This window comes from Porifericola rhodea (assembly GCF_030506305.1).
GTDB lineage: Bacteria > Bacteroidota > Bacteroidia > Cytophagales > Cyclobacteriaceae > Catalinimonas > Catalinimonas rhodea.
Map to the genome: position 1 here is coordinate 3,168,084 of NZ_CP119421.1, position 13,392 is coordinate 3,181,475.

The following is a 13,392-nucleotide window of genomic DNA, read 5'->3' on the forward strand; positions in this document are numbered from 1 at the left end:
ATAAGCCCTCAATACCTGAAACCATCATACTAAAAACAATATGGCAGATAAAAATCAGCTTCCTTTTGGTAAGAAAAACTACATACTGATGCTCGTTGGTATCGGTATATTAATATTAGGCTTTACCCTTATGTCTCTGGATGGTGAAGAGTACGGTTTTGGCCTTCTGGGAATCACAATTGGTCCTATCACAGTAATGATAGGTTTTATTGTAGAATTCTTTGCTATACTTTCTAAACCTGAATGATCTTTGCTAAGCAAAGCAAAAAGATAAAACTTTACTATGTCTATCATTGAAGCCATCATTTTAGGGATCGTTCAGGGGCTAACTGAATTTTTGCCTGTAAGCAGTAGCGGTCATATTGAGCTGGGTACCGTGCTTTTAGGAGTACAGAGCAAAGACAACCTGCTTTTTTCAGTTGTGGTACACAGCGCTACCGCGCTTAGTACTATCGTAGTATTCCGTAAAGATATTGCCCAGCTGTTTATGGGGCTGTTTAAATTCAAGTGGAACGACGAGGTTATTTATATCTCCAAGCTACTACTTTCTATGGTACCTGTAGGGCTAATAGGAGTGTTCTACAAAGACCAGATTGAGGCTTTCTTTGGCGGAGATGTTTTGCTGGTAGGCTTTATGTTACTGCTCACAGCTACTTTACTTGCCATGACTTATTACGCCAAAAAGCAGGGTGGAAAAGTAACTTACCCCAAGGCGTTCATTATTGGTATGGCACAGGCTATCGCTATTCTTCCCGGTATTTCACGTTCAGGAGCTACCATTGCTACATCTTTGCTCATTGGAGTAGAGAAAGAACGCGCAGCCCGTTTCTCTTTTCTGATGGTGCTGCTGCCTATCATAGGAGCCTCACTATTAGAAGTGAAAGATTTTATTGAACAACCCTCTCTGGGAAGTGGTATATCAGGTATGGCTCTTTTCCTTGGTTTCATTGCGGCATTTACTTCCGGGCTATTGGCTTGCCAGTGGATGATCTCAATCGTAAAGAAAGGGAAGCTCATTTACTTCTCCATCTATTGTTTTATTGTGGGCATTATTGCCATCATTACGGCACTGACTTAAAAAAAAGCATGACAGCACCTTATTCCTTATTTAATCAGGAAGACTATGACTTTCAGAAGGGGGAAGTCATTTTAATAGACAAACCCCTGGAATGGACTTCCTTTGATGTAGTGAATAAGCTCCGCTATCAGATTAAAATAAAGAAGATAGGACATGCCGGCACGCTGGACCCACTGGCTAGCGGGCTGCTCATTCTCTGTACCGGTAAAATGACCAAGCAGATAGAGCAGTTTCAGGCTCAGGAAAAAGAATACGAAGGTACGTTTGTGCTGGGTAAGACTACCCCTTCTATAGATCTGGAAACTGACTTTGACAGTGAAACTTCTATAGAAAACGTAACGGAAGAGGCTATTGAGGGTGTTCGCCAGCAATTTATAGGCGAAATAAAGCAGGTGCCTCCTATGTACTCGGCTGTAAAAGTAGGAGGGGAGCGCCTCTACAAAAAGGCTCGCAAAGGCAAAGAGGTAGCAATTAAGGAGAGAGAAGTTACAATAGCTACATTTGAGCTTAGCCGCATTGCGTTGCCAGAAATAGACTTCAGGATCGTATGTTCCAAAGGCACCTACATACGCAGTATTGTACGGGATTTTGGTAAAGCGCTTCATGTAGGCGCCTATCTTTCACGACTGCGCCGCACCCGTAATGGCAATTTTCACGTAAAAGATGCCTATCAGATTCAGGATTTTGTATCCCTGATCAAACAAGACACTGATACCCCATGAAGCAGCTTTTTTTTCAACAATACACACTTCCACTTACTTATATCTACACCACGATATTTATAATGCCCTGATTTATGAAAGTACACGATGGAAGCAGTTCATTTGAGCAGCCCCGATCAGCCGTAGTTACCAGCGGTACTTTTGATGGCGTACACATAGGGCATAAAAAGATACTCAAACGACTTATAGAAATAGCCCGGCAAAAGGGAGGAGAAACGGTAGTAGTTACCTTCTGGCCTCATCCTCGTCTGGTGCTAAAGCCAGATAATAACTCCCTCAGATTACTGTCTACCTTTGAAGAGAAAGTCAGGATATTTGAAGAGCTAGGTATAGACCATGTGGTAAGGGTGCCATTTACTAAAGAATTTTCACAGCTGAGTTCGGATGAGTTTATTCGTAAGGTGCTGGTAGATAAGATCGGAACCCGGCATCTGGTTATTGGTTATGATCATCGCTTTGGCAAAAACCGTGAAGGTAGCTTTGAGTACCTGAGTCAGAATGCCGATAAGTACGGTTTTCAGGTAGAAGAAATACCTCGGCAAGATGTAGACCATGTAGGCGTCAGCTCAACTAAAATTCGCTACGCTCTGGAAGAAGGAGATATTTTTACAGCAAATGAATACCTCGGAAGACCCTACCAGATTAAAGGAGAAGTGGTAAAAGGTGATCAACTGGGCCGTAGCTGGGGCTTTCCTACTGCCAACCTGAAAATACCTGAACAGTACAAACTGATTCCTAAAGACGGAATTTTTGCCTGCCGTGTGCAGTGGCAGCAGAAGCGCTATGATGGCATGATGTACATAGGCACCCGCCCTACCATCAATGGTATGCAGCGAAATATAGAAGTCAATATCTTTAATTTTGACCATGAAATCTACGGAGAAATGCTTACTGTAGATTTTGTAGGACAGATCCGCAGTGATATGAAATACGAAAATGTGGAGCTACTTAAGGCTCAACTGTTTGTAGATCGTGAAGATGCTATTAAAATTCTGGCATCTCATCCCTGGCTTTAAAAAGAAGGAGTAGAGATCAAAAATAATATTAAAAAACATCCACTCTGTCTCTTTGCTTATATCTTTCTTCTTTGCCTAAACAAGTACAAGATGTATAGACATTTGTAAGTGGGGACGATTTATGGACTTTTACCGTTTATAAGATGGCTATAGCTTTGTTGTCCTTATATTGCCGCAAATTATAAAAACTATCTGAGGCACCAGCTCCAGTAACTTGAGTTAACCTATGGTATTAATACATGTATTCGCCAGCTTGTTGCTTAGCTTCCATCCCTTCCATGTTAGTGTGATGAGCGTACACCACGCTGCTGATGAAAATAGTCTGCAAATTACACTTAAAATTTTCGCCGACGATCTGGAAGAAGCACTTAACAACAAACAGTTTAGAAAAGAGGGAGCACCCTTCGTAGATGTGCTAAACCCAGACAATCCACAGCAACTAGACCAGCAAATAGAGCAATACCTGCGCAAGCATATTGAGCTTAAAGTGAACGGCAAAGTAGCGAAAGCAAGCTATCTGGGTAAGGAAATGGAAGATTTGGCAATGTGGTGCTATTTTGAAGTAAAAGATGTAGAAGAACTAAATAGCCTGAGTGTCAGTAACTCTCTGCTAACCGAAATTTTTGACGACCAGATAAATATTGTTCACGCCAATACCAATGGTGTTACAAAGAGCATGAAACTTGCAGGGAATCGCTTATTGGATAGCGTCTCTTTCTAGAGACAAGTGTTGATTCTTTTAACTTTTTAGAATTTATGAAAAAGCAAATTACTGTAATGATGCTGGTTCTGGCAGTATTGCTGGGAGCCTGCGATAAAAATGATAACATACGTCTTATTTCTATTGATGAGGAGATACAGATTGGGCAACAGGTAAGTCAGGAAATTAATAATAATCCTGCTGAGTACCCTGTATTGGACGAGACGGAGTACCCAGAAGCATACGACTATATGGAAGACCTGTTTCTGGAGATTTTGAACTCTGGAGAGGTAGCCTACCGTGACGAGTTTCCCTGGCAGATCAAAATTATTCATGATGATGATGTGCTCAATGCATTTGCGGCGCCTGGTGGCTTTGTATACGTATATACCGGCCTGATTAAATATCTGGATACGGAAGATGATCTGGCAGGCGTACTTGGCCACGAAATTGCGCATGCGGATCTTGGGCATACAAGAAGAAACATACAGAAAGCATATGGCTTACAAGCAGTATTAAGTATACTGACAGGAAATGCAAGCCAGGTAGAACAGATAGCAGCTGACCTTTTAGCCAATGCTGCTATTTTAAAGTTTAGCCGTGATTTTGAGTCGGAAGCAGACGATGAATCTGTGGAATATCTGGCAAGCACTAAATACAATTGTGCGGCGGCTCGTTCTTTTTTCCAAAAACTGATTGATGAAGATCAAACCGGAGGGACACCTGAATTTTTAAGTACTCACCCTAATCCGGACAATAGGGTAGAAGATATTACAAAAAAAGCAGAAGAAATAGGTTGTGATACTAAGCCTCTGAACCCAGCCTCTTATCAAGACTTTAAGGCAATGCTGCCCTAAAAAGATGACATGAAACAGAGAAAGGATAGCTCAGGGGCTATCCTTTCTCTGTTTCAGGCTACAGCGTTGCTGCTACTACCTCTTCACCCAGTCCAAAAGATAAGCTCATGCCTGCGCCGCTTAGCGCATTTACGATGGTTACCACTTCAGTAGGGTGGGCAATCAGTTCAGTTTTGCCAGGCAGCTTAGGATAGATGCCGTGCCAGCGTTCGGCAATCTCCAGGCTAGGAGCCTGCGCAAAAGTATGGAGGTAATTGAGGATGTGCTGATTGATCTCCTCCTTATCAAAGGGCTCCAGTGTTTTACCATATTCGTGCGAGTCGCCAATGACTAACTCTCCCAAGCCATTTTGCGACATCATCACGTGAATATGCCATTGGGCAAAAGCAGGATTCTCTTCGTCATAGCGTTGGCTAAGGGCAGATAGGGAGGGGCAGCTCTGAAATGCTGCATAATGTCTAAGGGTAAGGCCTCCGCAGAGGGTAGGGCCCAAATCCCAGCCTTGGGGCTGAGTAGCCGTACGCATCATCTGAAGTTTACATTTGGTAATCTTAGTTTCAGCGAAAACTTCGGGATAAAGCGTTTCAAAGTCGCTACCGCTACACACATATATCTTTTTAGCGCTAAAGCTTTTTTGGTTAGCACTTAAGGTATGCTGATCAATTGCATTGATAGCAGTATCAAAATAAAAACTTACCCCATACTTTTGACTAAGGTATTCAGGGAGTTTACGTATAGCTTCTCTGGGGTCTACAGTCATTTCAGTAGCACTCCACAGACCCGCTAGCAGGCCCTGAGTTTTTACGCCTGGGCTTCTGGCTGCTACCTCCTCGGCACTTAGCAGCTGACATTCGTAGGCAGTATTTTGGGTCTGTTGCATAAACTCTTCCAGCACCGCCAGCTCATCCTGATGGTAGGCCAGATGAAGAGATCCATTTTGTTTGAGCCAAATATTGGCTTCAGCACTTACCTCCTTCCATATTTCACGGCTACGGAGTGCTCTATCCAGGCAGGGGCCGGGCTGCTGCCCTATGGGCCAGATCAGTCCAAAGTTGCGGATAGAAGCGCCTATAGCCCGGCTATTTCTTTCAAACACCACTACTTTTTTGCCAGTACGTGCTGCTGCCAGCGCTACGGCCAGTCCCACTATACCGGCACCTACTACAGCTACATCAAATTCTTTCTGCATTATATTATTGTGTTGTGTATTAAAGTGAAAAATTCTGAAAAGTACTTGTTCAAGCGTTATTGTCTGCTAACTACTGATCGCTAAATACGCTCATTACCGGACGCCCTATCCAGCAGGAAGGTTGTTGTACACCAAATATAAAAGCAATTGTAGCCGCGGTATCATAGGTCATAATGTCGTCGCTGATCTGGTAACTTGACTTTACAGATGGACCGTTGATCAACCACGGAATGCTTGTTTCTTCTTCGGTTTTACCGCCATGGCTATGGTTTATGCCTCCGTGATCAGATGTGATGATGATAAGTGACTTTTCCAGTATACCCTTTCTTCTCAGGCCATCCAGTATTGTGCTTACTAGTGCATCTGCTTCTTCTACAGCATGCAGATATTTGGCAGAGCCCCACTGATGTGTATGCCCGGCATGGTCCACATGGTCAAGGTGGATGAACATAAGTTCGGGCTCATATTGATAGAGGTAATCAGTTGCAGCCAGTGCTGTACGCTGCTCTCCTTTGGTATCAGCCAGCATAGTTAGTACACCTGGCTCTATAAGGCGGCCAATAGTGCTCCAGTCATGAAAACAGGCCAGGTCTGCTTCCTGATATTGTTCTCTTACAATTCGGAATACACTGGGCCACATAGTGCCGGGCTTTTCATCGCAAAGAACCTGCTCTCCTATGTCTTTAGGGCGCCAGTCGTTATTATAAATACCATGCTCTTCGGGTGAGGCTCCAAGTATCATAGAGCCCCAATTAGGACCGCTGCTGGAAGGTAATACTGCCTGAGCCTGCATGGAGTAAGAGCCATGTTGCATTAGAGAGTCAAATGTAGGCGTATCTGCCTGCCGAATTCCTTCGGTGCTAAGGCCATCTATTCCTATAAGTACTACGTGCTCCACTCCGGGTAGCATCTGGCCTGAAATGTTGAATGATAGTAAAAAAATGATTAAAATACTGATAAAGATAGTTCGCATAATAAGGCTAGGTTTAAGGTCTTAAATTAATAAATAATCATTTGAAAGCTGTTTATAGCTTTAGTTAAGTTATTGTTAATTCTAAAGTTTATTGTCTTAAGTTGATCAATATTCAACAATATTCATTAAAAGGTAATATTAACTTAATCTCTCCCCGTATAATTTTTTCTAATTTCGAGATCATAAAATAAGAAAGATGGGATTTACCAATTATCACGGACACACCTACTATTGTGATGGTAAAGGCACACCGGCTGAGTATCTAGAAGCAGCTCTTCAGCAGCAAATGCCCGCCTATGGCTTTTCTTCTCATGCTCCTTTGCCTTATGATATAGCCTGGACGATGAAAGCTGAGGAAGCTGATGCCTATGTTAGAGAGATTAAAGCTTTAAGAACAGGCTTACAGCACTCCATAGAAATATACCTGGGGATGGAGGTAGATTACATCCCTCATGTAGCAGGGCCTGGTCATGAGCGTATTCAACGATTAGGTCTGGATTATACTATAGGCTCGGTACACTTTGTGGATTTTTTTGAAGATGACAGACCCTGGGAAATTGATGGTACGCATCAGGTATTTATGGAGGGGCTACAGCAAATTTTTAAAGGGGATATCCGGCAGGCCATAGAGCGTTACTATGCCCTGATTCGGCAGATGATTACTGAAGATCCGCCCCATATAATAGGTCATCTGGATAAAATAAAAATCCAAAGTGAAGAGGGTAAACTGTTTAGCGAAAAAGAGGACTGGTACCAGCATGCTGTAGAACAGACTCTGCAACTGATTAAGGAAAGCGGACTTATAGTTGAGGTAAATACCAGGGGTATCTATAAGAAAAAAAGTACAGAGACATATCCTAGCCCACCGATACTTAAAAGGATGAAAGCACTGGATATACCTATCATGCTAAATGCCGATGCCCACCACCCCAGAGAGATCACATCCTGCTTTGAAGAAACCGCCGAATTGCTGCTGAAGATAGGGTATACACACTGTCGGGTGCTTCTACAAGGCCAGTGGCAAGATATAAAACTTACTACCAAAGGACTAGACTATGCCTAACACCAAAATTTCTCATTGGCTCAGCAATACCAATTCCTGGGCTTTCTCTGTCTATGCTATACTTGCAGCTTTCTGTACCTACTCCTGCATGTATGCTTTTCGTAAGCCCTTTGCAGTGGCTACCTTCAGCGACACATCACTATGGGGAGTAGATTATAAAATATGGTTGATTACAGCTCAGGTGCTGGGCTATACCCTTTCCAAATTTATCGGAATAAAAGTGGTTTCCGAAATGAGTGGTAACAAACGTGCGTTTTCCATTCTGCTGATGGTAGGGGCTGCCGGAGTTTCCCTGCTACTCTTTGCTGTAGTACCTGCTCCTTATAACATCATTTTTTTGTTTTTGAATGGTCTTCCGCTAGGTATGGTATGGGGGCTGGTATTTGCCTATCTGGAAGGGCGCAAGCTCACCGAAATACTGGGTGCGGGTTTGTCCATCAGCTTTATTTTTTCGTCAGGCTTTGTTAAGACAGTAGGGGCCTGGGTGCTACTGGACTGGGGGGTGTCTAACCTTTGGATGCCTTTTGTAAGCGGAATGCTGTTTGCCTTGCCCCTAATCTTTTTTGTATGGATGCTCAACCAGATGCCTCCTCCTACACCGGAAGATGAACGGCTACGTACCAAACGCAAACCTATGAAAAAAGCAGAAAGAATGGAGTTTTTGCGCCTGTTCGCTCCTGGCATAGTACTGCTGGTCATCTCTTATGCCTTGCTTACAGCCTTTAGAGATTTCAGAGACAACTTTGCCCGGGAGATATGGATCGCACTGGGCTATGGTGAAGATGTAGGCATCTATACCCAGACAGAACTGCCCGTAGCCCTGGCAGTATTGCTAATTATGGGATTACTTATGTTGATAAAGAGCAATGCCAAAGCATTAAAAACCTACCATTTTCTTATCTCTACAGGTTTCATACTGATTGGTGCCAGCACTTTTGCTTTTGAGCAGCAATGGTTAAGCCCACCGCTATGGATGACATTAGTAGGCCTGGGCCTCTACCTGGGGTATGTGCCTTTTAACAGCATACTTTTTGACCGACTGCTGGCTGCTTTCAAATACGCCGGTACGGCCGGTTTCATGATCTATGTGGCAGACTCCTTCGGTTATCTGGGTAGTGTGGGTGTGTTATTTTATAAAAACTTTGGGCACGGAGAGCTGAGCTGGCTACGTTTTTTTATCTCATCAGCCTATGTAATTACGCTTTTAGGTACTGCGCTTATGATACTATCAATGCTGTATTTCCGACATCGTATACTGCACTGGAGAGCCAAAGAATTCGTTGTTAGAGAAAGTTCGCCACAGGAGGTGCTGGCTTAATTATGGATGACATTGCCAAACTTCAGGCTCAGTACATGATGCAGTGCTGGTCTGCCCAGAAAGATTACCAGCCTCTGGCAGTAGAAAAGACCGAAGGCTGTTGGATTTATACCCAAGATGGCCGTAAGATCTTTGATCTGCGCAGTGCACATGAATGTATCAATCTTGGGTTCAGGCACCCTAAAGTGATGCAGGCTATACAAGCGCAGATGGAAAAAGCTGTATATGTTACTGATGACTTTGCTACTAAACCTACTGCTCTTCTGGCACAAAAACTAGCCAAGATAACGCCGGGAAGCCCCAACAAAAAGGTGTGGTTTTCTCAGAGTGGGGCTAATGCTGTAGAGGCTGCCATTAAAGCCGCACGTATGTACCAGTATAATCGCCTGCAAAAGGATGGAAAAGAAAGTTTGGAAGGAAGCTCACAATACCCCTTTCCGTATAAAATTATATCCAGGTATCGCTCCTGGCACGGCTCTACTGCCATGGCCTCCTCTGCGAGTGGAGATCCCAGGCGCTGGTTTCAGGAACCATTTAATGTGCCTGGCTTTGTATATGGGCCGGATGCCTATTGCTACCGTTGCCCTTTTGGGCTGGAAGAGACCAACTGTAGTATGGCATGTGCCAACTATCTGGAACAGATGATCACTTTTGAAGGAGGTTCGGGTAAAGTAGCAGCAGTGCTGGTAGAGCCGCTTGTAGGTTCTAATGGTATTATTCCTCCTCCTCCCGGATACTTTCCCCGTTTAAGAAGTATCTGCGACGAACACGATATACTGCTCATAGTGGACGAAACCATGACAGGTATGGGGCGTACTGGTAAAATGCTGGCGATAGAGCACTATGGCATAGAGCCAGACATTGTTATTATGGGTAAAGCATTAGGTATGTACAGTCCATTGGCTGCTACCATATTCTCAGAGAAGATAGCTCGCTCATTTGACGATAATATTTTTGGCATAGGGCAGAGCTTCTCGGGTCATGCACTCTCATGTGCCGCGGCCCTGGCTAGTATAGAAACCCTGGAAGAGGAACATATACTGGAGCATACGACGCGGATGGGTACTTATTTAGGAGAAAAACTATTAGCACTTAAAGAAAAACACATATCTATAGGAGATGTAAGAGGGCTAGGCTTGTTCTATACTTTGGAACTCGTAAAAGACAGACGTACTAAAGAGCCACTCAGAAAAGTTACTGAAAAATATAAGAAAACGGTAGTTTCTGATATTTCTCAATACCTGCTGGAAGAGCGGAATATCTATATCCCCTCGGATAAGTTTGGTATCTGGATAGTGCCACCCCTGATCGTACAAAAAGAGGAAATTGACTTTTTAGTAGAGGCTATAGATGATGCTCTACTGCTGGCGGATGAGCAACTTGACCATGCCTAGAGGAATAGCCGGAAACTTCATAATTGAGGTAGGCAAAAAGATACTTTTTAATACTACAACCAACAACTTTTTTACTTAAGCGATGAAGAATACTGAGACAGAAAGAATTTCCTTACGAGCCAATGCCCATCAAAAGTATATGGAAAACCGCTCTTACCGTATCATTTATTTTAGCCTGGGGCTTATAGCTTTGCTTTTTCAGCTTGTTATCATGATCAACTGGCTCTTTAGAAGAATGCCTAACTTTAACCTGTTAAATATCATCCCTTATAGTTTGGGCTTATGGTTGGGTATACTTTTTATTTATCGTGGGGTTTTAGCTATGAGGCAGGATCAGCAGTTGTTTATCAGTTTTGGTTCAGAGTATATCCACTACCGTAGCTGGGCTGGGGCTAAAGAAAAGCAACTTGCCCTGCACGACCTCAAAGCGATTGAGATGCATAGCCTATATGCTTATTTGTATGACAAGTCTGGTAAAAAGCATAAACTAAGTTGGAAAGAAGCTGACTATGAAAGTACTCAACTGCTCAAACAAAAGTTGGCTGAAATCAACAATAGTCTTCCAAACAGCAGAACTTATCACGAATTTGAATAACTTATAAGAGACCTACAGACTGATTTTTAAATGTTAGTATGCTCTATATTTTTTATGTATGAAGACTGAAAAAGAAAAAATGCTAGCCGGGGAGTTATACGACCCACTTGATCAACAACTAAGCGAGGAAAGAAACAAAGCGCGGCTGCTCATTTTTGAACTCAACCAAAGCAGAGAAGATGAGGTAGAAAAAAGAGAGAAAATTCTAAAAGAACTTATCCCTGATGCCGGAGAAGGGTTGTGGTTGCAACCTCCTTTTTTCTGTGATTATGGCAGTAATATAAAGGTAGGTAAGAAAGTGTTCTTTAACTTTAATTGCATAGTGTTAGATGTAGCTGAAGTAAGCATTGGAGATTATACTCTTTTTGCGCCTAATGTACAGATTTACACAGCTACTCACCCTATGGACCATAAAGTGAGGGCAGAAGGCCTGGAGTTTGCCAAACCTATTGCTATTGGAGAACATGTGTGGGTAGGTGGTGGTGCCATTATTTGCCCCGGAGTGAGTATTGGCGATCGTAGCGTAATTGGTGCGGGCAGTGTGGTTACGCGAGATATACCGGCAGGTGTATTTGCGGCAGGTAATCCCTGTCGGGTTATCCGTCCGTTGGAAGAAGAAAAGCAAAACCCGGACGAATAGCCCGGGTTTACTTATGCTGGCTATATAAGCTTATTATTTGATAGAAGCTTTTTCCGGGCTGGCGGGGCTAAGGCGTACTATCATACCAGGTGCTTCAACCACAACATATAGGTTACCGTCGGGACCCTCACGCACCGTGCGGATTCTTCCGATTTCTTCCAGCAGTTTTTCTGAGCTAATCACTTTGTCGCCCTCTAACTCCAGCCTTTCCAGATAGCGAAACTTGAGTGAGCCAACAAAAAGGTCGCCCTGCCAGTTTTTGAATTTACTGCTCGTATAGAAATCCATACCACAGGGGGCAATAGAAGGTACATAATACCAGACGGGCTGCTCCATGCCATCTTTTTCGCGTTCATCCGTAAAGCGGCTACCATCGTAATTGATTCCATAAGAAATCACCGGCCAGCCGTAGTTATTACCTTTTTTTACGATGTTAATTTCATCTCCACCCTGAGGGCCATGCTCATGCTCCCATATTTCTCCGCTCTCGGGGTGCATAGCCAGTCCTTGCGGATTACGGTGTCCGTATGAGAAAATCTCCGGACGCTTACTTTTATCGTTAACAAAAGGATTGTCAGCAGGAATACTGCCATCATCATTAAAGCGCATTACCGTACCCAGAATATTTGATGGGTCCTGAGCATTCTCGCGAGCACCACGGTCGCCAATTGTAAGGTAGAGATAACCTTCTTTGTCAAACTCTATTCTACCGCCAAAATGCTGTCCGGCATTGCGAAGTGGGGTGCCTTTAAAAAGCACTTCCTGCTCTACCAGTTCATCAGCTTTTAGTTTAGCACGCATTAAGGCCGTATTTCCTTCTTTTCCTCCTTCGGCATAGGCGTGGGTAATGTAAATCCATCCGTTGTTTTCATAGTCAGGATGTAGTTCCAGGTCAAACAATCCACCCTGTCCACTCACCAGAATTTCAGGCAGCCCCTTTATTTCTTTAACCTCTCCGTTTTTAGGGTTAAAATGCTTAAGCTTTCCGCCTCTTTCGGTCACCAGCATAGAGGCATCCGGCAGAAAAGCCATGCTCCAGGGGGTAGTTAGGTCGCTAAGTACGGTATCTACCGCATAACTTTCCTGCTCTGAGCTTACCACATTGGACTGGGCACAGGATAAAAATGTGATGCATGAAAGTATGCAACAGCTTATTAGTTTTCTCATCATTAGGCTTTTAGGATATAACAAAGAGGTAAGTTAATAATCTTGAACCATATTTCTACAGGCTGGCTAGTGTACTTTATAGCACCAGTCCTATATTTATTTGATTTGCAAAATATTCTGAGCGATTTTTGGTATGCAAAAACTAAAAAGACTGCCTAATAATTAAGTAGATTGCGAATTCATTGAAATACTATGCTAAAAATCAGTCAGATAACCGCAGAAAACAATATTGCCATTGCTCAAGTGATACGCCAGGTGATGGCCGATTTTGATGTTGACCCCAGCACTACTATAGTAGGCGACCCTACGCTGGATCGTATGTACGAAACTTACCAACAGCCCCGTGCAATCTATTATGTAGCTTTTTGGAATGATGTGCTGGTAGGAGGCTGCGGCATAAGAAAACTGGATGGTACGGAAGAAAATATTTGTGAGTTGCAACGTATGTTTCTGCTGCACCAGGCCAGGGGTAAAGGTATTGCCAAACAACTCATGGAACTCTGTCTGCAAAAAGCCAAAGAGTTTGCTTATGCACAAATCTATATAGAAACACTTAGCCAGATGCACGAAGCACGTAGCCTATACCATAAATTTGGGTTTAAAGTAATAGATAATGCTTTGGGGGATACCGGGCACTGCGGTTGCGACATTAAAATGCTCAAGAAACTATAACAGACACA

The 13,392-nt window shown here is 43.3% G+C and carries 15 protein-coding genes; 12 read left to right on the forward strand and 3 right to left on the reverse strand.

The features are described 5' to 3' along the window. Nucleotides 1-40 precede the first annotated feature (40 nt). The 6 genes from PZB74_RS12940 to PZB74_RS12965 all read left to right on the forward strand — a co-directional run bounded on the left by PZB74_RS12940 (nucleotide 41) and on the right by PZB74_RS12965 (nucleotide 4,373). A complete protein-coding gene (locus PZB74_RS12940) occupies nucleotides 41-247 on the forward strand; it encodes a DUF3098 domain-containing protein (protein ID WP_302236639.1) in 207 nt (68 codons plus the stop codon). 36 nt (nucleotides 248-283) lie between these two features. Continuing rightward, nucleotides 284-1,078 (forward strand): undecaprenyl-diphosphate phosphatase, encoded by a 795-nt coding sequence (locus PZB74_RS12945; RefSeq protein WP_302236642.1) that lies wholly within the window; start codon nucleotides 284-286, stop codon nucleotides 1,076-1,078. An 8-nt stretch (nucleotides 1,079-1,086) separates the two neighbouring features. Then, nucleotides 1,087-1,800, forward strand: coding sequence for a tRNA pseudouridine(55) synthase TruB (gene truB / locus PZB74_RS12950; RefSeq protein WP_302236644.1), 714 nt, complete (start codon nucleotides 1,087-1,089; stop codon nucleotides 1,798-1,800). 74 nt (nucleotides 1,801-1,874) lie between these two features. Continuing rightward, nucleotides 1,875-2,816 carry a bifunctional riboflavin kinase/FAD synthetase gene (locus PZB74_RS12955; protein ID WP_302236646.1) on the forward strand — a complete coding sequence of 314 codons (942 nt, stop codon included), beginning with the start codon at nucleotides 1,875-1,877 and terminating at the stop codon, nucleotides 2,814-2,816. Nucleotides 2,817-3,042: 226 nt separating this feature from the next. Further along, nucleotides 3,043-3,537: a DUF6702 family protein gene (locus PZB74_RS12960; protein WP_302236649.1), complete on the forward strand. Its 495-nt coding sequence runs from the start codon at nucleotides 3,043-3,045 to the stop codon at nucleotides 3,535-3,537. Nucleotides 3,538-3,572: 35 nt separating this feature from the next. Beyond that, nucleotides 3,573-4,373, forward strand: a complete 801-nt coding sequence (locus PZB74_RS12965) for a M48 family metalloprotease (RefSeq protein ID WP_302236650.1) — start codon at nucleotides 3,573-3,575, stop codon at nucleotides 4,371-4,373. A 58-nt stretch (nucleotides 4,374-4,431) separates the two neighbouring features. On the opposite strand, the gene PZB74_RS12970 is transcribed toward PZB74_RS12965, so the two are convergent. Both PZB74_RS12970 and PZB74_RS12975 read right to left on the reverse strand, forming a co-directional pair. Continuing rightward, nucleotides 4,432-5,562: a TIGR03364 family FAD-dependent oxidoreductase gene (locus tag PZB74_RS12970; protein WP_302236651.1), complete on the reverse strand. Its 1,131-nt coding sequence runs from the start codon at nucleotides 5,560-5,562 to the stop codon at nucleotides 4,432-4,434. Nucleotides 5,563-5,632: 70 nt separating this feature from the next. Continuing rightward, the gene (locus tag PZB74_RS12975) at nucleotides 5,633-6,535 is read right to left on the reverse strand and encodes an alkaline phosphatase family protein (RefSeq protein ID WP_302236653.1); all 903 of its coding nucleotides are present in this window, start codon (nucleotides 6,533-6,535) and stop codon (nucleotides 5,633-5,635) included. 196 nt (nucleotides 6,536-6,731) lie between these two features. Here PZB74_RS12975 and PZB74_RS12980 point away from each other — a divergent pair, with 196 nt between their 5' ends. The 5 genes from PZB74_RS12980 to PZB74_RS13000 all read left to right on the forward strand — a co-directional run bounded on the left by PZB74_RS12980 (nucleotide 6,732) and on the right by PZB74_RS13000 (nucleotide 11,545). Further along, nucleotides 6,732-7,598: a histidinol-phosphatase gene (locus PZB74_RS12980; RefSeq protein WP_302236656.1), complete on the forward strand. Its 867-nt coding sequence runs from the start codon at nucleotides 6,732-6,734 to the stop codon at nucleotides 7,596-7,598. Next, the gene (locus tag PZB74_RS12985) at nucleotides 7,591-8,916 is read left to right on the forward strand and encodes a DUF5690 family protein (protein ID WP_302236658.1); all 1,326 of its coding nucleotides are present in this window, start codon (nucleotides 7,591-7,593) and stop codon (nucleotides 8,914-8,916) included. The genes PZB74_RS12980 and PZB74_RS12985 overlap by 8 nt, the downstream gene beginning before the upstream one ends. Before the next feature lie 2 nt (nucleotides 8,917-8,918). Then, complete coding sequence (locus PZB74_RS12990) at nucleotides 8,919-10,310, forward strand: aminotransferase family protein (protein ID WP_302236660.1); 1,392 nt, start codon at nucleotides 8,919-8,921, stop codon at nucleotides 10,308-10,310. 82 nt (nucleotides 10,311-10,392) lie between these two features. Next, nucleotides 10,393-10,905 (forward strand): hypothetical protein, encoded by a 513-nt coding sequence (locus PZB74_RS12995; protein ID WP_302236662.1) that lies wholly within the window; start codon nucleotides 10,393-10,395, stop codon nucleotides 10,903-10,905. Between the two features lie 58 nt (nucleotides 10,906-10,963). Then, nucleotides 10,964-11,545 carry a sugar O-acetyltransferase gene (locus PZB74_RS13000; protein WP_302236663.1) on the forward strand — a complete coding sequence of 194 codons (582 nt, stop codon included), beginning with the start codon at nucleotides 10,964-10,966 and terminating at the stop codon, nucleotides 11,543-11,545. A gap of 33 nt (nucleotides 11,546-11,578) precedes the next feature. Here PZB74_RS13000 and PZB74_RS13005 read toward each other — a convergent pair whose 3' ends face one another. Continuing rightward, on the reverse strand, nucleotides 11,579-12,715 hold the full coding sequence (locus PZB74_RS13005) for a PQQ-dependent sugar dehydrogenase (protein WP_302236664.1): 1,137 nt from the start codon (nucleotides 12,713-12,715) through the stop codon (nucleotides 11,579-11,581). Nucleotides 12,716-12,904: 189 nt separating this feature from the next. Between PZB74_RS13005 and PZB74_RS13010 the strand changes: the two genes are divergently transcribed. Beyond that, nucleotides 12,905-13,384 (forward strand): GNAT family N-acetyltransferase, encoded by a 480-nt coding sequence (locus PZB74_RS13010; RefSeq protein ID WP_302236666.1) that lies wholly within the window; start codon nucleotides 12,905-12,907, stop codon nucleotides 13,382-13,384. Nucleotides 13,385-13,392: the final 8 nt, after the last annotated feature.

What these genes read in the sequence shown, in the direction of transcription:
- PZB74_RS12975 (WP_302236653.1), bottom strand. Translation starts at nt 6,535, where the DNA reads ATGCGAACTATCTTTATCAGTATTTTAATCATTTTTTTACTATCATTC.
- PZB74_RS12980 (WP_302236656.1), top strand. Translation starts at nt 6,732, where the DNA reads ATGGGATTTACCAATTATCACGGACACACCTACTATTGTGATGGTAAA.
- truB (WP_302236644.1), top strand. Translation starts at nt 1,087, where the DNA reads ATGACAGCACCTTATTCCTTATTTAATCAGGAAGACTATGACTTTCAG.
- PZB74_RS13005 (WP_302236664.1), bottom strand. Translation starts at nt 12,715, where the DNA reads ATGATGAGAAAACTAATAAGCTGTTGCATACTTTCATGCATCACATTT.
- PZB74_RS12990 (WP_302236660.1), top strand. Translation starts at nt 8,919, where the DNA reads ATGGATGACATTGCCAAACTTCAGGCTCAGTACATGATGCAGTGCTGG.
- PZB74_RS13000 (WP_302236663.1), top strand. Translation starts at nt 10,964, where the DNA reads ATGAAGACTGAAAAAGAAAAAATGCTAGCCGGGGAGTTATACGACCCA.
- PZB74_RS12970 (WP_302236651.1), bottom strand. Translation starts at nt 5,562, where the DNA reads ATGCAGAAAGAATTTGATGTAGCTGTAGTAGGTGCCGGTATAGTGGGA.
- PZB74_RS12965 (WP_302236650.1), top strand. Translation starts at nt 3,573, where the DNA reads ATGAAAAAGCAAATTACTGTAATGATGCTGGTTCTGGCAGTATTGCTG.
- PZB74_RS12945 (WP_302236642.1), top strand. Translation starts at nt 284, where the DNA reads ATGTCTATCATTGAAGCCATCATTTTAGGGATCGTTCAGGGGCTAACT.
- PZB74_RS12940 (WP_302236639.1), top strand. Translation starts at nt 41, where the DNA reads ATGGCAGATAAAAATCAGCTTCCTTTTGGTAAGAAAAACTACATACTG.
- PZB74_RS12960 (WP_302236649.1), top strand. Translation starts at nt 3,043, where the DNA reads ATGGTATTAATACATGTATTCGCCAGCTTGTTGCTTAGCTTCCATCCC.
- PZB74_RS13010 (WP_302236666.1), top strand. Translation starts at nt 12,905, where the DNA reads ATGCTAAAAATCAGTCAGATAACCGCAGAAAACAATATTGCCATTGCT.
- PZB74_RS12985 (WP_302236658.1), top strand. Translation starts at nt 7,591, where the DNA reads ATGCCTAACACCAAAATTTCTCATTGGCTCAGCAATACCAATTCCTGG.
- PZB74_RS12995 (WP_302236662.1), top strand. Translation starts at nt 10,393, where the DNA reads ATGAAGAATACTGAGACAGAAAGAATTTCCTTACGAGCCAATGCCCAT.
- PZB74_RS12955 (WP_302236646.1), top strand. Translation starts at nt 1,875, where the DNA reads ATGAAAGTACACGATGGAAGCAGTTCATTTGAGCAGCCCCGATCAGCC.